Annotated in this window: 21 protein-coding genes and 1 pseudogene; 1 reads left to right on the top strand and 21 read right to left on the bottom strand. The window is 38.1% G+C overall.

Features of this window, described 5'->3' with window-relative positions; translation table 11 throughout:
- Positions 1-66: 66 nt before the first annotated feature.
- Positions 67-246 (top strand): annotated as a pseudogene (locus AC3WSO_RS06730) (isocitrate lyase/phosphoenolpyruvate mutase family protein); the annotation flags it as partial.
- 347 nt (positions 247-593) lie between these two features.
- Here the strand turns inward: AC3WSO_RS06730 and AC3WSO_RS06725 are convergent.
- The 21 genes from AC3WSO_RS06725 to AC3WSO_RS06625 all read right to left on the bottom strand — a co-directional run bounded on the left by AC3WSO_RS06725 (position 594) and on the right by AC3WSO_RS06625 (position 23,792).
- Positions 594-896 carry a rhodanese-like domain-containing protein gene (locus AC3WSO_RS06725; RefSeq protein ID WP_349659682.1) on the bottom strand — a complete coding sequence of 101 codons (303 nt, stop codon included), beginning with the start codon at positions 894-896 and terminating at the stop codon, positions 594-596.
- A 90-nt stretch (positions 897-986) separates the two neighbouring features.
- Positions 987-1,217 (bottom strand): RNA chaperone Hfq, encoded by a 231-nt coding sequence (hfq, locus tag AC3WSO_RS06720; protein ID WP_197142042.1) that lies wholly within the window; start codon positions 1,215-1,217, stop codon positions 987-989.
- A 91-nt stretch (positions 1,218-1,308) separates the two neighbouring features.
- Positions 1,309-2,211: a tRNA (adenosine(37)-N6)-dimethylallyltransferase MiaA gene (gene miaA / locus AC3WSO_RS06715; RefSeq protein WP_492529759.1), complete on the bottom strand. Its 903-nt coding sequence runs from the start codon at positions 2,209-2,211 to the stop codon at positions 1,309-1,311.
- Positions 2,198-3,112, bottom strand: a complete 915-nt coding sequence (locus AC3WSO_RS06710) for an alpha/beta hydrolase (RefSeq protein ID WP_492529757.1) — start codon at positions 3,110-3,112, stop codon at positions 2,198-2,200. The genes miaA and AC3WSO_RS06710 overlap by 14 nt, the downstream gene beginning before the upstream one ends.
- Positions 3,113-3,115: 3 nt before the next feature.
- Complete coding sequence (locus AC3WSO_RS06705) at positions 3,116-4,762, bottom strand: glycerol-3-phosphate dehydrogenase/oxidase (protein ID WP_492529755.1); 1,647 nt, start codon at positions 4,760-4,762, stop codon at positions 3,116-3,118.
- 111 nt (positions 4,763-4,873) lie between these two features.
- Positions 4,874-6,745, bottom strand: coding sequence for a DNA mismatch repair endonuclease MutL (gene mutL / locus AC3WSO_RS06700; RefSeq protein WP_492529753.1), 1,872 nt, complete (start codon positions 6,743-6,745; stop codon positions 4,874-4,876).
- 14 nt (positions 6,746-6,759) lie between these two features.
- Positions 6,760-9,351 (bottom strand): DNA mismatch repair protein MutS, encoded by a 2,592-nt coding sequence (mutS, locus tag AC3WSO_RS06695; protein WP_492529751.1) that lies wholly within the window; start codon positions 9,349-9,351, stop codon positions 6,760-6,762.
- Between the two features lie 129 nt (positions 9,352-9,480).
- Positions 9,481-10,098, bottom strand: a complete 618-nt coding sequence (gene cotE, locus AC3WSO_RS06690) for an outer spore coat protein CotE (RefSeq protein ID WP_492529749.1) — start codon at positions 10,096-10,098, stop codon at positions 9,481-9,483.
- Positions 10,099-10,392: 294 nt separating this feature from the next.
- Positions 10,393-10,830, bottom strand: coding sequence for a YlbF/YmcA family competence regulator (locus AC3WSO_RS06685; RefSeq protein WP_492529747.1), 438 nt, complete (start codon positions 10,828-10,830; stop codon positions 10,393-10,395).
- Complete coding sequence (gene miaB / locus AC3WSO_RS06680; protein WP_492529745.1) at positions 10,831-12,375, bottom strand: tRNA (N6-isopentenyl adenosine(37)-C2)-methylthiotransferase MiaB; 1,545 nt, start codon at positions 12,373-12,375, stop codon at positions 10,831-10,833.
- Between the two features lie 220 nt (positions 12,376-12,595).
- Positions 12,596-13,852 carry a carboxylate--amine ligase gene (locus tag AC3WSO_RS06675; protein ID WP_492529743.1) on the bottom strand — a complete coding sequence of 419 codons (1,257 nt, stop codon included), beginning with the start codon at positions 13,850-13,852 and terminating at the stop codon, positions 12,596-12,598.
- A 187-nt stretch (positions 13,853-14,039) separates the two neighbouring features.
- Positions 14,040-15,047, bottom strand: coding sequence for a histidinol phosphate phosphatase domain-containing protein (locus tag AC3WSO_RS06670; protein ID WP_492529741.1), 1,008 nt, complete (start codon positions 15,045-15,047; stop codon positions 14,040-14,042).
- Positions 15,044-15,829, bottom strand: coding sequence for a DeoR/GlpR family DNA-binding transcription regulator (locus AC3WSO_RS06665; RefSeq protein ID WP_492529739.1), 786 nt, complete (start codon positions 15,827-15,829; stop codon positions 15,044-15,046). The genes AC3WSO_RS06670 and AC3WSO_RS06665 overlap by 4 nt, the downstream gene beginning before the upstream one ends.
- Complete coding sequence (locus AC3WSO_RS06660) at positions 15,826-16,827, bottom strand: ABC transporter ATP-binding protein (protein WP_492529737.1); 1,002 nt, start codon at positions 16,825-16,827, stop codon at positions 15,826-15,828. The genes AC3WSO_RS06665 and AC3WSO_RS06660 overlap by 4 nt, the downstream gene beginning before the upstream one ends.
- Positions 16,824-17,609 (bottom strand): ABC transporter permease, encoded by a 786-nt coding sequence (locus tag AC3WSO_RS06655; protein WP_492529735.1) that lies wholly within the window; start codon positions 17,607-17,609, stop codon positions 16,824-16,826. The genes AC3WSO_RS06660 and AC3WSO_RS06655 overlap by 4 nt, the downstream gene beginning before the upstream one ends.
- Complete coding sequence (locus AC3WSO_RS06650; protein ID WP_492529733.1) at positions 17,609-18,451, bottom strand: ABC transporter permease; 843 nt, start codon at positions 18,449-18,451, stop codon at positions 17,609-17,611. The genes AC3WSO_RS06655 and AC3WSO_RS06650 overlap by 1 nt, the downstream gene beginning before the upstream one ends.
- A 478-nt stretch (positions 18,452-18,929) precedes the next feature.
- Positions 18,930-19,766, bottom strand: a complete 837-nt coding sequence (locus tag AC3WSO_RS06645) for an alkaline phosphatase family protein (protein WP_492529731.1) — start codon at positions 19,764-19,766, stop codon at positions 18,930-18,932.
- Positions 19,756-20,844 carry an ABC transporter substrate-binding protein gene (locus AC3WSO_RS06640; protein WP_492529729.1) on the bottom strand — a complete coding sequence of 363 codons (1,089 nt, stop codon included), beginning with the start codon at positions 20,842-20,844 and terminating at the stop codon, positions 19,756-19,758. The genes AC3WSO_RS06645 and AC3WSO_RS06640 overlap by 11 nt, the downstream gene beginning before the upstream one ends.
- A gap of 249 nt (positions 20,845-21,093) precedes the next feature.
- The gene (locus AC3WSO_RS06635) at positions 21,094-21,465 is read right to left on the bottom strand and encodes an ELKS/Rab6-interacting/CAST family protein (RefSeq protein WP_240518225.1); all 372 of its coding nucleotides are present in this window, start codon (positions 21,463-21,465) and stop codon (positions 21,094-21,096) included.
- A gap of 291 nt (positions 21,466-21,756) precedes the next feature.
- Positions 21,757-23,133, bottom strand: coding sequence for a sensor histidine kinase (locus AC3WSO_RS06630; protein ID WP_492534266.1), 1,377 nt, complete (start codon positions 23,131-23,133; stop codon positions 21,757-21,759).
- On the bottom strand, positions 23,130-23,792 hold the full coding sequence (locus AC3WSO_RS06625; RefSeq protein ID WP_492529727.1) for a response regulator transcription factor: 663 nt from the start codon (positions 23,790-23,792) through the stop codon (positions 23,130-23,132). The genes AC3WSO_RS06630 and AC3WSO_RS06625 overlap by 4 nt, the downstream gene beginning before the upstream one ends.
- Between the last annotated feature and the right edge of the window lie 20 nt (positions 23,793-23,812).

Below are 23,812 nucleotides of genomic sequence, written 5' to 3'. Positions count from 1 at the left end.
GGGAGATATTGAAAAAAAGGACGAATTTTTTTAAAAATATATATTCGGGACAAACTTGAATTTTTAATGAAAGCCCATAACGGTCTTTCCGCAAAAATTGTAGAGGAAGTCGGTTTTCAAGGGATTTGGGCGAGTGGTCTATCGATATAAGGCTCATTAGGTGTAAGAGATAATAATGAAGCATTATGGACGCAGGTATTAGATATACTTGAATTTTTGAATGATACGACAACAATTCCCATTTTAGAGGCAGTTTAACTGTATAAGAAAAACCCTCGTATTACCGAGGGTTTCAGCTTGTTGACTAAAGAATAAATATATATAAATGATGGATTATCACTATAACGTATGGTTGATTTCCGTTCATATTGGGCGCTTTGTTGCTGTCGCTTCGCTCCAGGGTCTCATCTGTGACGCTGATACCCAAAGAGTCGCCCAGTCGTAACGAAGATCAACTTATATATTTGACGTTACTTTCAAATCAATCCTACCTTTTAGTGCGTAAAGAGAGTTATACTGCTTTACGCAAACAAAGTAACGTTTATCTACAGTCTAAAAACCTCGCCTAAACGAAGGTTTTAATCGATCGATAATTATTTAAATTCTAACTCTCCATCATAAGCAAGCATGCCGCCTTCAAGGTTTGTTACGTCAAAGCCTTGAGCTTCTAGGTATGCACAAGCATTTGCTGAACGTCCACCTGCCTTGCAAACGATAATGTATGGCTTAGAAGCATCTAATTCTTCTAAGCGCTCAGGGATTGTCCCAAGAGCAATGTGCTGAGCACCAGGAATCATACCCTGAGCTACCTCATCCTCTTCACGAACATCAATAATGTATAGGTCTTCGTTCGCATCTAATAGTTCTAATACTTCAGTTGTATCCATAGATTTCATATGTGTAGTCCTCCAATATATCAATTTCCTCTTACATTATAGCCTGAAGGCAAAAAAACAGCTAGTGTCAAGAACACTAACTGCTTTACTCTAGTTATCTGTCTCTAAAAAATCCACTTGCTTTGCTGGAACAAATGTAGAAATAGCGTGTTTGTAAATAAGGTGTTGTTTGCTATCAGCATCTAATAATAATACTGTAAAATTATCATAGGATTTCACAGTTCCTTTTAACTGAAATCCATTTAACAAAAACACAGTTACAAAAACATTATTTTTACGTAAATGGTTTAAGAATGTATCTTGCAAGTTAATTGATTTCATCAAATATGCCTCCCTATACTCTCTTTCTACCTCTTCATTCCTATAGTAGCATGTTCTACCAATTTGGCAATTAGTAATTTTTAGAAATTAATCAAATTTTTTCATTATTATTAACAAAATATACATCCATTTTGTTACGGAAGTATGTTAGCTGTCTTTTCGCATAGCGGCGAGAATTTTGCTTTAAGCTGTCAATGGCTTCTTCTAAAGAGCATTTACCATCTAAGTAATCGTATAATTCTTTGTAACCGATTGCTTGGATTGATTGCACACCACGAATATTTTTCTGCCATAAGCCCTTTACTTCTTCTAAAAGCCCTTTTTCCATCATTATATCAACACGACGGTTAATACGATCATAGAGCACTTCACGTGACATATTTTGTCCAAGCCCTAAAATCACATGATTGTACAGTGGAACCTCTCCACGATTTTGTGCTTCGGATGCCTTTGAAACGCCACTAAGCTCAATCATCTCTAACGCACGTATGACACGGCGAGTATTATTTGGATGAATTGCCTCCGCTGTTTGTGGATCAAGTTTTTTCAGCTTAGCATGCATCGCCTCTGGACCTAATTTTTCCAGTTCTTCATAATAGGCTTTCCGTGCCACCTCATCAACCTGCTCCTCTGTAAATTGAAAATCAAAGAGTACTGCCTGCACATATAAACCCGAGCCCCCTACAATAATCGGTAGTTTGCCACGCGATTGAATTTCCGCAATTTTAGCGCGCACTAATTTTTGATAGTCTGCTACTGAAAAGGATTCTGTTGGCTCTTTGAAGCTTAGTAAATGATGGGGTACACCTTCCATCTCTTCCTCTGTAATTTTTGCTGTACCAATATCTAAGTCTCGATAGATTTGCATGGAGTCACCGTTGATGATTTCTCCATTATATTTTTTTGCTAGCTCAATGCTTAGTGCTGTTTTCCCAGATGCTGTAGGTCCTACTATTGCTACGACCTCTGCCTGCTGTATCTTATCTTGTATCATATTTTTCTAACCACCGTAATAAAACTTGATAGACTGCCTCTCGATTATCCTCGTTTAGGATTTCATGGCGCTTATCCTCAAATAAGTAGACCGTCACGTCCTGTATGCCTGCTTCTGTAAATTGTTCTGCAACAGCATATACGCCTTGACCTTGTTCTCCTACTGGATCTTTGCTACCACTTATCAATAATATCGGTAAGTCTTTCTTTACTTTTGCTATTTCACTTTTACGATTTAACGACCTGAAACCTGTTGTTAAATCGACAAAAAATTGATTTGTTGGGATAAAGCCGCAATACGGATCATCTATATATTTTCCCACTTCGTCCTCTACTGAACATAACCAATCATAAGCAGTCTTCGAATTCGGGAACTGTTTATTAAAGCTACCAAAGCTCAGCTTATTTAATAACTTACTCTCTGTCTCTTTACCAAGCTGTTTGGCTAATACTTTCGCTACTAAATTCCCCATCGTATGCAATGCTGTAACATTCCCTGTTCCACATAGAATCACATGATCCACTTGATCGCTATACAATTGTATATACCTTCTAGTAATGAACGATCCCATACTATGACCAAATATAATTAATGGTACATCTGCAAATTGTTCATGCAAAAATGTTACTACTTCATGCGCATCCTCTACGACACGATGAAATCCATTTTGTTCAGCAAAAAAGCCTAATGTGCCATTATAGGCTGCCGTTTCTCCATGCCCTCGATGATCATGCATTGTCACTGCATAGCCCGCTTCGGTTAGGCTATTGGCAAATGTAACATAACGCCCACTATGCTCCGCCATACCATGCAATATATGAATATGACCAATACATGGCTTCGACGGCTTTGATGTTCGAGTAAACAGAAAATGGCCATCTGACATTTCAATATAACGCATTACCTACACTCCTTCCTCTGCAAAATTTGTTGCATCTAAAATAGCTTGTTCAAGTTGAGCTACATAAGTATTTCTTTGGGACTCTGTATAGTGAAAATGTTGTTGCATAACTTGAATGACCTGCTGTTTATAACGTTTTACTGCATCAATATCGAAGTATAATAAGCCTGTTCGACGAATAAAGAAATCACTTGGCGTATACACCATTTCCGCTTCTATGCCATAAAGTAACATAGCATGTAAAACTAAAGGCATCGTACTTCCGTGCTCATGTAAATATTTCACCTGGTTATATAATGCGTCAACATTTGTCCCATATTTTTGTACAAGCTGTTTTGCTTCATCATAATTAAGACCATACTGAACGCCCTCTTTAGCTTTATAAGAACTATAATCAGGGAAATTAATGGCATTAATGCCCTTTGCACCGGAAAGTGATAACTCACGTGTTACACATGGACTTGCGTGCTTATATTTATGAATCTTCACAATTTTATCAACGATTGTTTCTGCCATTTGACGGTAGCCAGTTAGTTTACCACCAGCAATTGTTATTAGCCCACTTGGAGCCGTCCATATCTCATCTTTGCGTGAAATTTCGGATGGATCCTTGCCTTTTTCATAAATAAGTGGACGCACACCTGCCCACGATGATTCAACCGTATCTCTTGAAATATTTGCAGTTGGAAAGACTGTTTTTGCAGCTACAATTAAATAATCAACGTCCTCTTGAGTAGCGACCGGATGTGTAGGGTCTCCCTCGTAAACTGTATCTGTTGTCCCAACATACGTTTTACCATCACGTGGAATTGCAAAGGCCATACGCCCATCCACTATATCAAAGTACACAGCTTGCTGTAATGGAAAATCTTTTTGATCAAGGACAATATGGACCCCTTTTGTGAGACGTAATTGCTTTTTGTCTACTACTTTATCTTTTTGGCGGACTTCATCTACCCAAGGTCCAGTTGCATTGACGATTTGCGCAGCATGCACCTCGATTGTTTTCCCTGTAACATGATCTGTAACTTGTGCCCCAACAAGCTTTTTCTTCTCATATAAAAACCCTGTCATTTCCGCGTAATTTAAACAAAGTGCCCCATATTCCACAGCTTTTTTCAACACTTCAATTGTTAGACGGGCATCATCTGTACGATATTCAACGTAATAGCCACCACCAATAAGCTCATCTTGATTGAGTAAAGGCTCTAGCGCTGCCGTTTCCTGAGCGTTTAACATCGTTCTACGCTCATGCTTTTTAACACCTGCTAAACGATCATAGACCTTCAATGCCAATGATGTTGATAATGGTCCAAGTGAGCCCTTTTTATATAATGGTAGTAGCATTTTTTCAGGCGTTGTAACGTGAACAGCATTGTCATATACAATTTCACGCTCACGCCCAACCTCCGCTACAACACCTATATCAAGTTGCTTTAAATAACGAAGTCCACCATGAATAAGCTTTGTTGAACGGCTTGATGTTCCAGCAGAAAAATCCTGCTTCTCAATCAAAGCGACTGATAACCCCCTCGATGCTGCATCAAGTGCTATGCCAGCACCAGTAATGCCGCCACCAATGACTAAAACGTCAAAGCTATATTGTTCTAAAAAATGCATAATTTTAGGACGATGCTCAAATGAAAACATACCTTTCTCCCCCATTTGCTATAAATTGAAAATACATGCAACTTCTACTAAGTAAGCCATCTTGTATAACTAACAATAACGTTAAGTATAGAAATTCTAATTCCACTTCAATTACATTACCCGTTTAAACATTTTTTCCACTTCATAAGAAGTAAAATGAATAAGTACTGGACGTCCGTGCGGGCATGTAAATGGATTGTCGGCATTGCGTAAATCTCGCAATAATACTTCCATTTGCTCTTTCGTTAAATAATAATTGGCCTTTATCGACTTTTTACAGCTCATCATAATCGCTGCAGCCTCACGTAATTTTTTGACGTCCGCTTTTTTAGTTGTCAGCACTTGTTCGATTAAGTCCTCAATAATTTCCTGTTCTTCCCCTTTAGGGAACCAGCTTGGATGCTCTCTCACGACAAACGAAGCCTGCCCAAATTCCTCTAAAAATACGCCTACAGCTTCTAACTCCTGTCGATTTTCTCTTAAAATAAGAGCCTCGTCAGCAGCATAATGGAAAGTCAATGGCAGCAATAAAGCCTGACGCTCATTTGGGTTTACCTGACCGACTTTTTCACGGAAAAATTCATATTTTATGCGCTCCTGTGCTGCATGCTGATCAATTAAATAAAAGCCATCCTCCATTTGCGCAACAATATACGTACCGTGAATTTGCCCTACTACTTCAAGTGCGGGGAACGGTTCTTTCTTAGGCTCATCCTCCAAAACTTCCATTGGCTCTTCTAGCGTCACTTCTTCTTCAGGACGATTCACTTCCATCACTGGTGTCGGTTGCCAACTATCATCAATGGCAGTAGGAACGGTTTCAGATTGGGGCACTATAGGATCTAATGTGTTGGATTCCTGAACAGTTTGTACATCATAAAGTTTCTCTACAATAGCATTCATTTTCTCCACATTAAGCTTCGGTGCAGGTTTCCAAATATTTAACTGCTCCGTCTCAGACTTCGCCACTTTCTCCTTCTTTTCCATTTGCGGTACTCGAATAACATGGCGGATTTTCTCTCGTATCGTTTCCTCAATTAACTTAAGAAGCTCAGGCTCCTTACTTAATCGTATTTGATGCTTGGCAGGATGAACATTGACATCTGTTAAATAAGGATCTCCCTCTACAAAGAGCGCTACAATCGGAAAACGTTCAATGGGCAAATACGTATGATAAGCATCTACAATCGCTTTTTGTATTAAATAATGTTTCACCCAGCGACCATTCACAAATAACGACATATAGTTTTTCGAGGCACGAGTCACCTCAGGTAATGATACAAAACCAGAAATTTTATAATCCTGTGATTCTCCACTGAATGCCACCATTTTTTTAGCATTATGTACACCGTAAATGGCCGCTAATACTTGCTGAACATCCCCGCGTCCATTTGTTTGTAACAATTGCTGGCCGTTATGCAGCAATCTAAACGCAATTTGTGGATTTCCGAGTGCAAGGCGGTTCATTAGATCAATTGTATGCCCAAGCTCGGTCTGTATCGTTTTCATATATTTTAATCGAGCTGGTGTATTGAAAAATAGCTGTGCTATTGTAAGATCTGTTCCCTTACGCAAAGGGCCAGGTTTATGTGTGGCGATATGTCCACCCTCAAGCTCTAAATACGTTCCTGATTCACCATTGGATGTAATCAGTGTCATTTTTGACACTGATGCAATGGAAGCTAATGCCTCGCCACGGAAGCCAAGTGTACGAATTCGAAATAAATCATGTTCCTGATGAATTTTACTTGTCGCATGGCGAGAGAATGATATTAATGCATCCTCTTCATCCATACCACTTCCATTATCAATGACCTGAATTGAAGTGAGGCCCGCTTCTAGTAAAAAAACATCAATGGACGTACTTCCTGCATCAATGGCATTTTCAACAAGCTCTTTAACTACAGAGGCCGGTCTTTCTACTACTTCCCCTGCCGCGATTTTATTGGACAGCCACTCGTCCATAATTTGTATTTTTCCCATAGCGCATCACTCCTTTACTTTTTTGCATTTATTAGTTGTTGCTGTAATTCATATAAAATATTCATCGCTTGCATTGGTGAAGTGCCTAGAATATTTACTTTTTCTAGGTTTTTAAGCACCTCAGATTCTGCAGGAGAAATTGGTTCTTCTTCTGTAAATAGGGACATTTGCATTGGCTTTTCTTCAACTTCCTGTACCACGGCTACTTCTTTTTCGGCTGCGTTTCCTGTCTCGCGTCCCGCCTCGAAGTTTTCAAGCAGTACTTGTGCTCTTGTTAAAATTTCCTCTGGTAATTGAGCAAGCTGTGCTACATGAATCCCGTAAGATTTATCGGCAGCTCCCTTTTTCACCTTATGCAAAAAGACAACTGTGCCATTTTTTTCAGTAGCAGATACATGTACATTTTGCAGTCGAGGAAGTTCCTTTTCAAGAGCCGTTAATTCATGATAGTGAGTCGAGAATAGTGTGTTTGCTCCAATTTTATCATGGATGTATTCCATCATGGATTGTGCAAGACTCATGCCATCATAAGTAGATGTCCCGCGACCAATTTCATCAAACAGCATTAAACTATTTTTTGTAGCATGCGTAATCGCGTGCTGAGATTCTAACATCTCCACCATGAAGGTTGATTGTCCCGCTGCTAAATCATCTGCTGCACCGATGCGTGTAAAAATCTGATCTGTAATTGGTAATCTAGCTTTTTCAGCAGGCACATAACAGCCCATTTGTGCCATCACAACAATTAGTGCAACTTGACGCATATACGTACTTTTACCGGACATATTCGGACCTGTAATCAGCATCATATTGTTATTATCCTCAAGAATACAATCGTTTGGCACATACATTTGCTTATTGAGCATTTTCTCAACAACTGGATGGCGCCCTTCAATAATTTCTAGCGAACGCCCTTCATGAAACTCAGGCTTCGTGAAACGATATTTCTCTGAAACACTCGCAAAACTTACTAGCACATCCAGCTCACTAATACTTGCCGCTAATGCTTGTACACGTGGAATAAACGCCTTTAATTCATCACGTATTTCCACAAACAAATTATATTCTAACGTTAAACTTTCTTCCTCTGCATTTAAAATTAATGCTTCTTTTTCCTTAAGCTCTTGCGTAATATAACGTTCAGCATTTGCCAAAGTTTGCTTACGTTCATAGCGAGTTAAATCAGCTAAATGGATATTAGATTTCGTAATTTCAATATAATAACCGAAAATTCGATTGTAGCCAATTTTTAAGTTTTTAATGCCTGTTTTCGACCGTTCCTCTTGCTCCAGCTGCGCAATCCAATCTTTCCCATTCCGTGAGGCATAGCGTAGCTCGTCTAAACGCTCATTATAGCCATCGCGAATGACGTCACCCTCTTTTATCGTAATTGGTGGGTTGTCCGTAATTGCACGAGCTAAAAGTGCCTCTACATCCTCACACGTATCAAGTGCTGCACCTAGCTTTTGCAATGTTTCCTTATTAGCACCACGTAATTGTTGCTGAATTACAGGTACTTGACGCAATGAATCACGTAACTGCGCTAAATCACGTCCACCTACATTACCAAAAGCTACTCGTCCAGCTAAACGCTCTAAATCGTATACTTGTTTTAAAGAGGCTTGAAGCTCTGTTCTTACAAAATACTCCTCCAACAAATCCGTGACATTCGCTAGTCTCGCTTTAATGGCAGAACGTGAAGCAAGAGGTTGGTGTAACCATTGCTTTAATTTTCGTCCGCCCATTGCAGTCACGGTGTCATCCAACAACCATAAAAGCGTGCCCTTTTGATCGCCGCCGCGAATAGATTGAATAAGCTCTAAATTACGCTTAGAGCTAGAGTCAATACGTAAATAATTTTTCATTTCATTATACGTAAATGCTTGAATATGTGATAATGAACGCATTTGTGTTTTATCGATATAATGAAGTAAACGAAGGCAGGCAATTTGTAAATCATTCGGCACCGCTTCTACATAATGTGCAGCTTTAGCCAACGACATTTCATCTGTTTCAATAGAAAGGACGATACCGACATTGACTGCATGCTCTGCTAATAGCAGTTGCAAATTTTCCGTGACAATTAATTCACGAATACCGTATGCCTGCATTTGCATTAAAAGCGCTTTACCGTCGCCCTCAATCGAGGAGGCTACTGCTTCACCTGTAGATAAGTCTAAATAAGCGTAGCCAAATGTCGTATCATCAAATTGCTCCGCAGCACCAATAAAATGATTGGATTTACCGTCGAGCGACTTACCTTCCATGATCGTACCCGGTGTAATAAGTTGTACGACTTCACGCTTCACTACACCTTTTGCTTGCTTCGGATCTTCTGTTTGCTCACAAACTGCAACCTTATAGCCCTTTTGCACAAGTGTTTCAATATAATTTTTTGCCGAATGATGTGGAACACCACACATTGGAATTCGCTCTTTTGCACCAGCATCTCGGCTCGTTAATGTAATTTCTAAAAGTTGTGAGGCATTAATAGCATCCTCAAAAAACATCTCGTAAAAATCGCCTAATCTGAAAAATAAAAAGGCATCCTTGTAATCTTCCTTTACTTGCAAATACTGTTGCATCATTGGTGTATATGTTGTCATTTTAAAAATTCCCTCGCTCTAACCATATAGATATTTTTATTATAACAAAAGATACATGCGAAACGCTTCAATCACCTTTTTTTAAGATGCTAGCGCTTCGCATGTATAAAAGAAATATGGTCTTTACTATTATCTTTGTCGTTCATCAGGAAACGATGAAGACTCTAAAACATACCTGCCTTCTCCACTAGAGCTAGACGAAGAAGAGGAGCTTGAGCTAGATGAAGAAGAGGATGAGCTCTCATCATTAAAGTTCCATTCCTCTTCGAAATCTAGTGGATGTACACTAATACAAATCGTCGTTTCCCCCATTACCTCTACAACAACTTCACGTTCTACTAAGATTTCAAATTTCGTACCGCATGGAGAAATGATTGCCTCTATGCAGTTTGGCTCTTGAATGACACGTACACGTACATCATCACCAACACTTACTTCGCCTTCTCTAAATGAAAGCTTCACTTTGTCTTTATAGTGCACCGTTTCAGAAAACACTGCTGTTTTCGAATGATTACTATAGGCATACCATACATTGACATCAAACTTCCCTGATACTTCTACAAATTTACCGACTTTTTTCGCGGAGCAAGTATGATTAATAACCCAGCAACCGAGAATACTTGTCGGCTTATTTGATGGACATAATGTTACACGTTCTTCTGTTCTCTTCTTCCCCTTGGCAACTACTGCTCTCGTCACGATTTGTCGTAAACGTTTCAGCGCAATTCCTCCTTCGACTCTTTTCACTCCATCATATGCAGGTAGCGCCTATTGGGTGAACATATATTTTTATAGAATCGAATTAAGGATTAAATTCATTTTTCATAGTATGTTGTCAGAAACACGCTAATATCTATGAATATTGAAGCTTTGCCGTAATTGCCGCTAATTAAATATTGTATGTCTCTTCTGGCATGACACTTTAATTTACGATTATAAATCGAAGAGCGACAGGCATCTTCATTTCATTGACACAATAATTTTTTAACAATAGTAAAGCTCGAATGAAAGCATTCATTCGAGCTATTTCTTCTATTATTTTTATGAGCAGCTGCCTGGCGTTGTATTTTCTACGTATGAGCCAGTTTCTCCACGAAGTAAATTCCCACCCGTTGAACGAACAATCTCATTTGTAACATTGTTTGCAATTGTATTTGACACAAGTTGTAATAAATCATTTACATCCCCTTGAGATTCTTTAAATTGTTGAACTACTGGGATTGCGTTGATTTCTTCTTCGATTTTTTCGATTTTATCTTCAATTAATTTAAGCGCTTTTTCTTTTCCTAAGTGTTGGAAGTTAACAGCTTGCTTTTGTAGGCTTTTTAAACTTGCAATACGCTCACGTACTTGTTGGTTTTCATTAATTTGTGCTTCTGCCTTTTTGAAAAATTCAACTTCTGGCGTATTGGCAATCATATGCGCAATTTCATGTGATTTCTTGATTAAATCTTCTTTTGTATATAATACTTGTGTCATTTACGCTTCCACCTTTTCATTTTTTACTACTTCTACAAATTCACCACTTAGTGAATATGAAGTAGCTTCAACTATTTTTACTTTCACTAATTGACCAATTAGATCTGCTGGGGCTTTAAAGTTTACAAGACGGTTTTTACGCGTGTAGCCAGCTAACACATCATCACGTTTCTTACTCGTTCCTTCGACTAATACTTCTACTATTTCACCCTTCAAGCTCTCTAATGCTTTGCGAGAGTATTCCCCTACAACCGCATTTAATCGGTGAAGACGTTCTTTTTTCACTTCTTCAGGTACATTATCCACCATTTTGGCAGCAGGTGTACCCTCACGAGGAGAATAAATATAAGTAAAGGCCATTTCAAAACCTACTTCGCGATACAAGGATAATGTCTCCTCAAATTGTTCTTCAGTTTCGTTAGGATAACCTACGATAATATCAGTCGTTAGTGTTACTTCCGGAATAGCCGCTTTAATTTTCGCTACTAATCCAAGGAAATGCTCACGTGTATATTTACGCGCCATAATTTTTAGCACATCATTTGAACCAGATTGTACTGGTAAGTGAATGTGTTCAACTAAGTTACCACGTTTAGCAAGTACTTCAATTAAATGATCATCGAAGTCACGTGGATGACTCGTTGTAAATCGAATACGTGGGATATCGATTTTTCGTAATTCATCCATCAAATCACCAAGTCGATATTCAATATCCTCAAAATCCTTACCGTAAGCGTTGACATTTTGTCCTAAAAGCATAATTTCTTTATAACCCGCAGCTGCTAGTTCACGAACTTCAGCAATGATTTCTTCTGGACGGCGACTACGTTCCTTACCACGTGTATAAGGTACAATACAATACGTACAGAATTTATCACAACCGTACATTATATTTACCCAAGCTTTGATGGAGCCAAGACGGTTTTTCGGCAGATTTTCAATAACATCGCCTTCTTTAGACCAAACCTCAATGACCATTTCCTTAGACATATATGCTTCTTTTAAAATGTTCGGTAAACGGTGAATATTATGTGTACCAAACACCATATCGACATGCGGATAACTTCTTAAAATTTTATTGACAACGGATTCTTCTTGTGACATACAGCCACAAACCCCGATCAACATTTCTGGATTTTTACGTTTATATTTTAACAGAAAGCCAAGTTCTCCAAATACTTTATTTTCTGCATTTTCCCGGATGGCACAAGTATTCAGTAATACGACGTCAGCTTCATCAATAATATCTGTAGGCGTATATCCTAGCTGCATAAAAATCCCAGCCATAACTTCTGTATCGTGCTCATTCATTTGACAGCCATACGTACGAATATAAAAAGTACGCCCTGTCCCCATACCTGCAAATTCTTCTGCAATGTTAAAGTCTTTATGGTACTTAACATCTTCTTTCCCACGTTTTTTAGCATCTTTTAATGAAGGTGCCGTAAAGACCGTTTCAAAATATTTACTATAATCCTTTTCAGGCTTGTCTTCTTTTTTTGGTTGATTGACTTGTTGATTAGCTAAGCGTTGTTCTTCATTCATTGCAATCAGGTAACTCCTTTCAAACGAATTCCATACATTTGAAATCCCGTTTTACTATTATACTGAATAATTGCAACATCCTACAAGGCTTGTGTACTAAATGTCGCGGTTTAGACTTAATTACACGTAGTTTGCTGAATTTCCCCTCACCGCTTTGCTTCTTTTAGAACTCTAAAATAATAGGAATCCACATTAAAATTGTTCGGTCCTTATCTTGACCTTATTTGTAGTACTTTTTATATTTTAAATTTAAATAAAAATTATAGAGTTTAAGCTTTACCCAACGCTTTACGTTCATATCCTCTCTAAAATATAGAGCATTCGAATACTTGTCCTGTTTTATTAATTGCTTAGCTTGTATTTTTAATTTTTCATTTTTCAAGCCTTTGAATAACAACCTTTTTGGAATGAGTGACCACAAATGCCTCGTCTGTACATACGTTAGCTCTTGATGCACATTAAATACATAATCATTAGCAACACATTGCATTAAATTATGACCACTTGCTGTCACGTAATAGCTTGAGGCACCCGATCGTAAGTTCATTTCAAATATTTTAAATTTCCCGTCACGAACATCTAGTTTCATATCAAAATTTGCAAAACCACTATAGCCAATGCCCTCCAAAAAATAGCGCAAGTTGTCCATAAGCTGTTTATCGAAATCTGTCATAATCGCCAAGGAGATTCCAATATTTTGTGGTGATGGATCTTCAAGGAGCTTGTTCCCTAAACACATTAATTTAACCTTCTTGTCCTTCCCTACGTAAACGTCTAACACTCGAATATAAGAATCATCACCTGGAATAAACTCTTGAAGAATTAAAGCATCCTTATAGGAAGAGCGATAAATACTTTTAATAATATGCTGCTTCTCTTCTTCATTTTTGACAAGAAATACTTTTTTCTTCTCAGGGAAGGAACAACGCGAATATTCAACGAAATTCGATGGCTTGATTATTATCGGATAATCGAAGGGTAATTCGCTTGTTACACGATGTTCCTTTGTCAATACGAACGTTTTGGGATATTTTAAATTGTATAAATCACATTGCTTATAAAATTCTTCCTTTGTTTGAACCCGCTTCATTACATCCTCATCAATATAAGGCAAAATAAAATAATGTTGTAGTGTCTTTTTATTAATAATGATAAGCTCCGCATAATAACAATCACATACAAGAAGGATTAATTTTTTATGTTTGAACTGCATCGCTACTTCTATTAAAGCTTGTACAAAAAAATCTGCTTCATCTAAACGGTCCACATATTGAAAATCCAGGATACCACTATTTTGTGTCGCTATTCCTAGCGCCTCACCTAGCAGGAGCGTTCGAATATCTTTTGTTTTCATAGATGGCTCTAATACAAGACTTTTCATACGATACGCCTCATAAAAAGAGCGGGCTACCCCATATGCATATTGCCCTGATTGTATAATAACTGGTAAAAAGGGTTGATCATCTGTTTTTGACAATTTTACTCGCCTCTCATGATAAAAATGAATTTATTCATTTTTATATGCGGTCTGCCCTGTACTTAATACTGCGAGTCTGTAAATTTTCTTAAAGTAGTTGAAAAACACTGAAACAAAAATAAATCTCCTACTAAATAAGAAAACTCATTTTTGTTTCAGTGCCTCTACACTTAAGAACTACTGAATGCTATATGTCAATTAACTTTTTCACACGCTGTTCAAAGCCAACAATCGATTGAACACCGAAGCTCTTAAGCATATCTGCATTGGCAAATGTAAATTTACCTAAGTCGTCTGGGAAATGCGCATCTGAGGAAACTGTAAAGGCTACTCCCTGTTCCATTAATATTTGAAGGAAGCGAGGGCCAGGGCATATCTCTTTTACTGGATAACGATAATACAGGCCCGCATTCAATTCAGTGGCAGTATTTGTTGTAACGAGGGCTTTGGCTATACGTTCATACCAAGAATCGAGAAAAACAGCGTCCTCCACTTGATAATTAAATACTTTAAAGTTATCCAAGTGTGCTACAAAATCAAACATACTTGAGTGAATCATTTTTTCGACTGTAACAAAGAAACGCTCATAGTTCTGCTGTAATGTAGCAGCATCCATGTCCTCAAATATGTATTGTGTTTGAGGGTTATCAAAGCCCCAACCATCTACAAAATGGACGGATCCGATAACGTAATCCCACGGATACCCCTCCAGTAATGTTGCTAATTCCTCCTCACCTCCGACAAAATAATCCGCCTCGATGCCTAGCTTTAAGGAAATACCATGCAGACTCCACTTTTCCTTTGCTCGATTAATAGCTGACACAAAATCATCCATGCTTTCTGTCATCACGCTTTCAAGCCAGTAACGCTGAGCTCTACCAACTTCATTGTCATCTAACTGCATATAACGCTCAAAATATGCTCGCGTCTCCTTGAAACGATAGAGATGGTCGACAATTCCAACTTCATGCAAACCGAGTTGAATAGCTTGTTGTAGGTATAAATCTAACCATTCCTCACTATAACAGCCACTTTGTAATCGCTGTGATAACTGCTGTATTTGCCACTCTATCCATGCTTTAGAACCTTTCGCTGATCCTTCACCTTCATAAAAAAAACTAATAGCTTGAGAAGTACGCTCCAGCCAACGAAATGAATATGGGCCTTCCTCTAAATGTACATGATAATCAATCATTCGCTTTTCCCTCCATTACATACCGTCCACTTTTCCTCATATATTTGCCACTCCAATGGGCAAGGTATATCACAAAAAATTTCGGAGCTCTCCTCTATGTGACAAATTTGATAAAAGGACTTCCCATTTATTTTTGTTGCATCCGCTAGTAAAAAGCTCATCTTACTATGATTAAGCATTTTTTTAGAAATTAATGATTCATCCAAATCGTAATCGTATACGGTGCCTTCACTAATACCACCACAAGATATAAAGGCTTTATCAAAGTTCATATTCCCTAATAATTCCAAAGTCATAGCTCCCGCTACTGAGGATTGCCTTGGATTGGTCGTTCCTCCAAGTAATATGACCTTTCCCGTCATTCTCCGCTCTTCTATAGCCAAATTAAATTGCACAGCCGCAGCAATGGAGTTGGTTACGACCGTTATATCATTGACTGCCAATAAAAAATCTGCAATATGCACCGTTGTTGTACCTGTATCAACTGCAATTGTATCCCCATCACAGATACGACTAGCTGCTAATCGAGCAATATTGCGTTTTACCTCTTTTTGCATTTGAAGCTTACGCAAAAATGCTGGTTCATTTCTAACATTCGTATACTTCACTGCTCCTCCGTGTACTCTTGTTAATAAATGCTGTTGCGCTAATTCATCAAAATCACGACGAATCGTTTCTGGTGCCACTTGTAATTCTTCGGCAATATTGGCAACAATAATTTTCCCGTCAATCTCTAACTGTTTTAAAATGAATTCAAAACGTTCTATTTTTGCATATGTCATGATAATGCAATCACATCTTCTCTCGCCACATAACACACATAATTTTTCCCCAGTTCAAACGACTGCCCTCGTTGGTGTAGCTGCTCCATCGTAAAGGGACATTCTCCCTCGAATGTTGTCCGAATAACATTGCCACTCATTAATGATTGTTTCGCCTCTCCACTTATACAAACATCCCCCTGTCTTAGTTCAAGATGTATAGCTTCCGGTCGAATTGCATATTTTGAGTATTCTTTAGGCAATGTCTCGCCAATCATTGTCTCAAGCGCTTGACGTGTAAAGACATTGTAATGTCCGATAAAATTAGCGATAAACTCACTTTCTGGGCATGTATAAATGGCAGTAGGTGTTCCGCTTTGTGCAATCATTCCATTATTCATCACAAATATTCTGTCAGATACAGCCATTGCTTCCTCTTGGTCATGCGTAACTAAAATCATCGTAATGCCAAGCTTTTGCTGGATAGCTCGTAAGTCTGCTTGAAGCTTCTGACGTATTTGGGCATCTAGCGCACTGAGAGGCTCATCTAACAACAATACCTTCGGACGTACAATTAAAGCTCGAGCAAGGGCAACACGTTGCTGTTGACCGCCAGATAATTCTTTTGGATATGCGTTAGCTTTTTCACTTAAATGCACAATCACAAGCATTTCTTGAACACGTTGATCAACTTCTGCAGTATTTACTTTTTGCATACGTAAACCAAAGGCTACATTTTCTTTCACCGTCATATTCGGGAATAGTGCATATGATTGAAACACCATACCCACTTGACGATCCTTTGGTTGAACACCAATCATATCCTTACCTTCAATGATAATTTTTCCGGCTGATGCATCTGTTAAGCCCGCTAAAATTCGTAAAATGGTACTCTTACCACAGCCACTTGGACCTAAAAGAGTTATAAATTCACCTTTATCAATCTTCATATCTATATTTGATAAAACAGTCGTTGATCCATATTTTTTATGAAGTCCTTCAATCACAATATAACTCATAGATTTGTAGCACCTTTCGATCGTTTCGTTAATGTTGCAATAGCGAACGTTAATAAGCCCATAAGAACGATATAAATAAAGACAACCGCACTAGCAATATGTCCACTTACACTAAGCTTCTTCATTAAATAAATTTGCACCGTTTCAAAGCGAGAACCGACAACAATATTAATCAGTACAAATTCTCCAAAAAGTACGGAAAACGATAATAATGCACCTGCAAATAAGCCTGGGTATACTGTAGGCAATAATATTTTAGTAAATGCCTGTAATTTCGATGCTCCCAGTAATTGCGCTGCATCTAAAAGCTGCCGTGCATCTATATTCCGTAAACTATTGCGTGTCCCCTGATAAATGTATGGTAGGATACCGATAACATATGCCCCTAAAACTACGAGAATCATTGGCACACCAAATTTGCTGTAAACACGAATGAGCCCAACTGCTAAAATAATTCCTGGAAATGAATACACCATCACAACAGCCATCTGAATCCATTTTTCGTATTTCGGAAAATACAACACGATCACAAAAATAGCCGGTACGATCACGAGCAATGCAACTACTACAGCCCCACTCGACAATAAAACAGAACGTCCAAACGCCTGTATAAATTCTGCATCCTGAAATAATGTAGCAAGCCATTTAAATGTTAAACCTTCTGGCAAAATGGTCTTATTCCATTTCGTCGCAAAGGCATAAAACATTGTTGCAACAACCGGCAACACTAAATACGCCATTAACAGGAGGAAAAATAAATCAGCAAAGCCTCTTTTTTTCACTATATCTTCCTCCTTGTTTTTGAGATGCTCCATTCGCTTAATAACATCGCAGTCACCATCGTAACCGCTAGCAATACTGCAATTGCACTTGTCAGTTCTGGCTGAGCAAAAATATCTCCCTTAATTAGAGAGCCAATACGAATGGCCACTAAATTATAATTACTGCTAGTTAGTGCGTAGGCAGAGGCATAAGCCCCCATTGCATTGGCAAACAATACGCTAAATGTTCCAACAATCCCTGGAAGCATAACAGGGATCCCAATTTTCACCCAAAACTGCAAAGTAGAAGCGCCAAGTAGTGCGGCTGCTTCCTTCCATTGTTGCTGAATCCCATCATAAATTGGGTATAAAAGCATTAATGCTAACGGCAACTGGAAGTAAATGTAAATAAGTAGCAAGCCACCCCAGCTATAAAGAGAAAATGACGATAATACGCTGATCCCCCATTTATCAAATAGCAATGTGAAAAGCCCGCTATTGCCAAGTAATACGATAAACGCAAATGCTAACGGAATACCTGAAAAATTTGATGTTAAATTTGTTAGTATTAAAATTTTCTCACGCACTGGCTCAGAAAATCTCATCATCGCAAAAACTGCAAATAAAGTAACGATTAAGGCAATGACTGCCGAAATAACGGACAGTGTAATACTATTTTGAAAGCCTTGTAAAATGTAATCATTCGTTAGTACCGATCGATATTGTGCAAATGTAAAACCATCGTTATTTTGAAAGCTTGTGATTAGCATATACAGTAACGGTACTAAGAAAAATAACAAGACAAGTACTAGAAAAGGAGAAAGCCAGGCAACTGTTTGCCGCTTCGAAATCAAAACAATCACTTCTTTCTTTATTTAATAGCGACTATTTAGATTAATCATAATCATTTTTATTAATTAGAAGGCTCATCATCATAACGAGTGGTTAATTTCCGCTCCGGCTGGGCGCTTTGTTGCTGACGCTTCGCTTTCGCACAGTTAAAACATTTGTTGCTGACGCTTCGCTTTCGCACAGATCAAAGCTTCCTGGGGGCGTCCGATGAGCCGCTTGAGGCAACAGATGTTTTTTGCGCGAAAGCGGTGCTAACGTAGCGACAGCAACAGCAGGATGTTGGTCACGAAGGCGTTATCACAGGATATGACGCTTTTAGCCTTCATTCCCCTATTTGCTCGCTCCAGGGTCTCATCTGTGATGCTGTGATCTGACCCCAAGGAATCGCCCAGCCTCCACCCCAATCAACTAATACATGGTATACGTTTTAAAATGTTATCCCCAACCCTTAGTGATGAGCCAATTACACGCCTGATTAAATAATAATAATTAATCCTTTTTTAAAGAATTCATCCCTTCTAATAACAGCGGAACCATTTCATCAGAAGGTTCGATATTCAATAAATGACAACACAGCGGAGCAATTTGTAACTGTGAGACAATCTCATCCTTAATGCCTGCTTTAACGAGATTCGAAATAACAAACATTGGGACATGGCGATCTTCAGCTGTTGTGCCTCCATGATTACCATCACTTGTCATCCCATGATCTGCCGTCACAATAACTTCATAGCCCTGCGCAAGACATTTTGGAATAAATAGAGATAATAATGCATCCACCGCTAAAACACGATTTCGATATTGTGACGAGTCAGCTGTAAATTTATGACCATCATCGTCCACATTCATCGGATGAATATATAAGAAATCTGGTTGCTTTTGATCCATTAGCCATGCAGCATCAGCAAATAAATGACTGTCTGGATAGTGATCCTCAAAGTAGAACAAGCCATTCTCAATCGGTAATTGCGTATCTAATTGTAGCCTGTCCCCCATATGCACAAATGGTGCACGGTTGTATAGTTCACTTACCCAATAATAGGCAGCTGCTGCTGTAGACAAACCGTTGTCTTTCGCTACATGAAACAGACTATTTTGCGTAGATAAACGTACAGTCATATTGCTCGTTACCCCATGTACAATGGGGGGTGTCCCCGTTAAAATTGTTTCATATAAAGGCCTTGATAGAGACGGGACTTCTGAACAAATCTTGTATCGTGCTGCAATCTTACGTTCAACTAAATGGTGCATAAATCCCATATGAGTACAGGCAGTATCAAAGCGAAGTGCATCTATGACAATTAAAACAACTTTTTTATTTCCCATGAATTAATACCTGCTCTTGATAGAGTTGTGGAATTTGCTTTGTTGTTTCTTCCCATTTCTTTTGGTCTTTTACTGGCTGTGCATTTTTGTACATATCCGCAGGTAATAATAGTTTTTGAACATCTTGAGACAATTGAACTTTGTCGCGAATTGGACGAGCATAACCCTTCGCTAAGTTTTCTTGCCCTGCATCAGATAAAATATATTCACGAGCAAGCATTGCTGCATGAGGATTTTTGGCGTATTTATTAATGATCGTTGCATAGCCTGATGTTACAGATCCTTCTGATGGAATGACAACATCAAAACGTTTCTCATCAATTTGGTGTCGATAGCCAAGTGAATTAAAATCCCATAGGATGGCTACGTCCATTTCACCTTTTTCTAAATTCGCTACAGTTGGATCCCCTTTTAAACGCCCTTGTTTTGCTAAGTCTGCAAAAAAGTCTATTCCTGGTTGGATATTCGATTCATCGCCACCAAATGCCATAGCAGCTGCTAAAATAGCAAACTGTGCTTGATTCGCTGTTAAAGCATCACCAATGCTGACAGTGTAATCTCCGTTTTTAATGTCCTCCCAAGATTTTGGGGCGTTTTTAACGTTGTTTTTATCAGTTAAAAATGAAATTGTTCCCGTGTAACCGACGATCCAATGGCCTTCATCATCCTTTGCCCAATCAGGTATTTCATCCCAATAAGATGTTTTGTACGGTAATGTTAAACCTTTGTCCTTGGCAATTGGTCCAAAGGCAATTCCAACGTCACCAATATCAGCAGTGGCATCATCCTTTTCTGCCTCAAACTTTGCTAGCTCTTCAGCACTCGACATATCTGAATCCTTGTGCTTAAGGCTATATTCAGTCCCAAGCTCATCCCAAGTCTCCACCCAGTTAGCCCACGTATCTGGCATACCAACAGAATTTACAGTGCCTTCTTCTTTTGCTTTTTTCGTAACCTCTTCAAGTGACAAATCACTGTTCACTTCATTAGTACTAGATGAGCCGTCCGAACAAGCAGCCAACATTGAAATTGCTAATGCTCCAATTAGCCCTTTCTTCCACATCTTTTGAATCGTCATGAGTTGGAACCTCCATTTGTTTTTGTTTGTTTTCATTTGCCTTACAACAGTTATATTAAGAAACAAACATTAAGCAAGTATGGAGGACAATAAAATATTTAGTAAAAATTATGAAGGAATTATGAAAATCTATGAACAATAATTTATCTATGGGGAAAGTAAAAGTTTTAGAGGGAGTAAGAAGGAATCTAGTTTTGTATGCGCACGTTAATGTAGCTTTGCAAGACGTGCACACACTCTAGATGATTTTTATAAACCAAGAAAATCTGCATATGTATGTGGCTCGTTTTCCTTTAAAATTGTTAAAAATGTAAATGCAAGCTGCACGACTGACCACCATCTCATATTGTAGGACATTTCAAAGCGGGAAGGTTCTAATGTAAATACGTCTTGAAAAATATCAAGTGGATCAATTTTTTCATCTTTTAATATTGAGAGAAAACCTAAAAACAACGTATGATCTTTGACTTCAATCATTTTCCCTTCAACAAGTGCATCAATGTTTTCTGGTTGATGGAAATTACATTGTGTCGCAACATACTTTTCTAAATCCTGCGCGCGCTGCCTTTCTTCGCGCTCTCTTTTCTTTGCAATAAAATCAATGACGTTATCCACGTGCATCATCGCCTCTTCTTTTTTCTTTTATTGTAGCATTTTTTAGGATATTATTGCCTGACCGCGCTCCCCATTTCTTCCTTTTTCCAAAAACAAAAAAAATGATATTAGCAAATTTGCCAAAATCATTCTTTTCTCAAGATATTTATTAATTAAGCTCACCATTATAGCGTGGAGTTGATTTCCGCTCCGTACCAAAATAGGCTTAAACAAAAGAATCCTTCTATCAGAAAAATAATTACCCACATTTTGAATAATTTTATTGATCTTTCCGAAAGCAAAGTGACAGTAAAGCAGTTACGTCACGGTGAATTTGATTGGGATTGTTATGGTCACTTTCCCTCCACCTGCTGCTAAATCATTATCAATTTGCAGTGTTCCACTATGACTCTGAACAATTGATTGGGTAATATAAAGCCCCATCCCATGGTGATTTCCTGCATTTCTGCTTGGGTCTCCACGGTAAAACTGTTTGATAGCTTCATTTAAATCCTTCGAAGAAAATCCACAGCCGCTGTCGGTAACGGTAAATTGAATAACATCAGTAGCACCTTGCACAGTTAATGTTACCTTGCCATTTTCAGGTGTGTGCTCTACCGCATTGGCAATAATATTTATCATCGCTCGATAGAACTGCTCTTCATCGATCCATATAAGTGCAGGAAGCATTTCCTTTTGAACATCCACTTGAATCTTTTTTTCCAACGAAAGAGCCCTCATTTGATGCTCTACTTCTGTCATAAATACATCCGTTTTAACATTCGTTTTTTCACGGGAAATATTATTTTTCATTTTCGATAAATCAATCAACTCTTTCGTGAATTTTTCTATTTCTATTGTATTTTTCAAAATATAATTATTATATTCTTTTTGAATATCATCTTGATCAGTATCTTGTAGTAGCTCTGCATTCCCTCGAATAATCGTAAGAGGTGTTTTCAGATCATGAGCAAGAGCAGATATTTGTTCTCTACGCGTCTGTTCTGATTCCCATTGCTGTTTTAAGGAGCTGTTTAAGGCCTCTCTCATCTGCTCAAGAGAATTTGATATTTCATCTACTTCACGGATTCCAGAAGGGTTTATCGTAAAATCCAAATTTTGATTTTGTATTTTTTCAATCGCTTCCTGCAAGCCAAACATTTTTTTCTTTAAACTTCTGCCAAAATGGATAGCAAGCACAGTTGCATATGTTACTATCCCTATAATAAACAATAGGAATTCTAATAGTTGCGGATTAGGCAAATGTTTTCTTAAAAATTCTGAACGATACTGGGGTACTAATTGATATCGTAATATACAAATCTCATTTTCTCGCTCTATAAACGAGTAAAATTGGGAACCATTAGAAGTTTTCCCTTTTTTTATTACATTCCATACCTTAATAGCTTCCTTTTCTGAAAGACTCCCTGTGAAAAATTGTCCATCTTTAGAAAAAACCGCGTAGTCAACAAGGTCTGGAATAATATCAGCTGTAACCGAACTACTAGACGTAATGCGATCCTTTGATAATGAAATCTGAGTTTCTGCATAATTTGCGGGCAATACGATATTGGCAGAAAAAGCAAATAAAAATATACTAAACAGTAGTACTACTAATAGAATAGTGCCGATACATAGGAAAAAGAGATATCGAAGAAAAAAAGTATGTAAACGTGTTCCTTTATTAGGCCTCATTGTCTCCACTTATATCCAATCCCCCAAACAGTGTCAATGGCGTCAACATTAAAGGTATGTAGCTTTGAACGGATATTTTTAATATGCTCAGTAATGGCAGTACTGTCACTCTTCCCATCAAACCCAAAAATAGTTTCATAAATCTTTTCCTTCGAAAATACCTGTCCTCGACTTCGAGCTAGAAATTCACATATTTCATATTCGCTTTTTGTCAGCATTACCTTTTCCTCATTTATAAACAACTCTTTGCCAGACAGATTGAAGTGAATGTTATCTACAAAAAGGATGCTACGTCTTTCTCTTTTTTCGCGTCTCAAATGTGCATTCACTCTTGCACGTAATTCTCCAATTCCAAACGGCTTGATAATATAATCATCAGCGCCAAGACCAAGACCATACATTAGATCTTCCTCCAATGATTTAGCCGTTAAAAAAAGGATGGGACAATCTACAGCATGACGTATTTGGCCACATAGAGTAAATCCATCTATTTTAGGCATCATCACATCCAGTAAAATTAAATCGAAGGCACCAAGATCCATTTTACTTACTTCTGTCGCATCAGAGACTGCCGTTACTAAATGCTCGTCTTTTAGTAATGCATTTTTTATCAATATTAAAATATCTTTTTCATCATCTACTGCTAATATTTTTGCCATATTTCTACCCTCATCATTTT

This window comes from Lysinibacillus sp. EB106-09-02-XG168 (assembly GCF_058791475.1).
Note: the sequence above shows the minus strand (reverse complement) of the source record. Positions and strands in the feature narration are given on the sequence as shown.

What these genes read in the sequence shown, in the direction of transcription:
- AC3WSO_RS06725 (WP_349659682.1), bottom strand. Translation starts at nt 896, where the DNA reads ATGAAATCTATGGATACAACTGAAGTATTAGAACTATTAGATGCGAAC.
- hfq (WP_197142042.1), bottom strand. Translation starts at nt 1,217, where the DNA reads ATGAAATCAATTAACTTGCAAGATACATTCTTAAACCATTTACGTAAA.
- miaA (WP_492529759.1), bottom strand. Translation starts at nt 2,211, where the DNA reads ATGATACAAGATAAGATACAGCAGGCAGAGGTCGTAGCAATAGTAGGA.
- AC3WSO_RS06710 (WP_492529757.1), bottom strand. Translation starts at nt 3,112, where the DNA reads ATGCGTTATATTGAAATGTCAGATGGCCATTTTCTGTTTACTCGAACA.
- AC3WSO_RS06705 (WP_492529755.1), bottom strand. Translation starts at nt 4,762, where the DNA reads ATGTTTTCATTTGAGCATCGTCCTAAAATTATGCATTTTTTAGAACAA.
- mutL (WP_492529753.1), bottom strand. Translation starts at nt 6,745, where the DNA reads ATGGGAAAAATACAAATTATGGACGAGTGGCTGTCCAATAAAATCGCG.
- mutS (WP_492529751.1), bottom strand. Translation starts at nt 9,351, where the DNA reads ATGACAACATATACACCAATGATGCAACAGTATTTGCAAGTAAAGGAA.
- AC3WSO_RS06685 (WP_492529747.1), bottom strand. Translation starts at nt 10,830, where the DNA reads ATGACACAAGTATTATATACAAAAGAAGATTTAATCAAGAAATCACAT.
- miaB (WP_492529745.1), bottom strand. Translation starts at nt 12,375, where the DNA reads ATGAATGAAGAACAACGCTTAGCTAATCAACAAGTCAATCAACCAAAA.
- AC3WSO_RS06670 (WP_492529741.1), bottom strand. Translation starts at nt 15,047, where the DNA reads ATGATTGATTATCATGTACATTTAGAGGAAGGCCCATATTCATTTCGT.
- AC3WSO_RS06665 (WP_492529739.1), bottom strand. Translation starts at nt 15,829, where the DNA reads ATGACATATGCAAAAATAGAACGTTTTGAATTCATTTTAAAACAGTTA.
- AC3WSO_RS06660 (WP_492529737.1), bottom strand. Translation starts at nt 16,827, where the DNA reads ATGAGTTATATTGTGATTGAAGGACTTCATAAAAAATATGGATCAACG.
- AC3WSO_RS06645 (WP_492529731.1), bottom strand. Translation starts at nt 19,766, where the DNA reads ATGGGAAATAAAAAAGTTGTTTTAATTGTCATAGATGCACTTCGCTTT.
- AC3WSO_RS06640 (WP_492529729.1), bottom strand. Translation starts at nt 20,844, where the DNA reads ATGACGATTCAAAAGATGTGGAAGAAAGGGCTAATTGGAGCATTAGCA.
- AC3WSO_RS06635 (WP_240518225.1), bottom strand. Translation starts at nt 21,465, where the DNA reads ATGCACGTGGATAACGTCATTGATTTTATTGCAAAGAAAAGAGAGCGC.
- AC3WSO_RS06630 (WP_492534266.1), bottom strand. Translation starts at nt 23,133, where the DNA reads ATGAGGCCTAATAAAGGAACACGTTTACATACTTTTTTTCTTCGATAT.
- AC3WSO_RS06625 (WP_492529727.1), bottom strand. Translation starts at nt 23,792, where the DNA reads ATGGCAAAAATATTAGCAGTAGATGATGAAAAAGATATTTTAATATTG.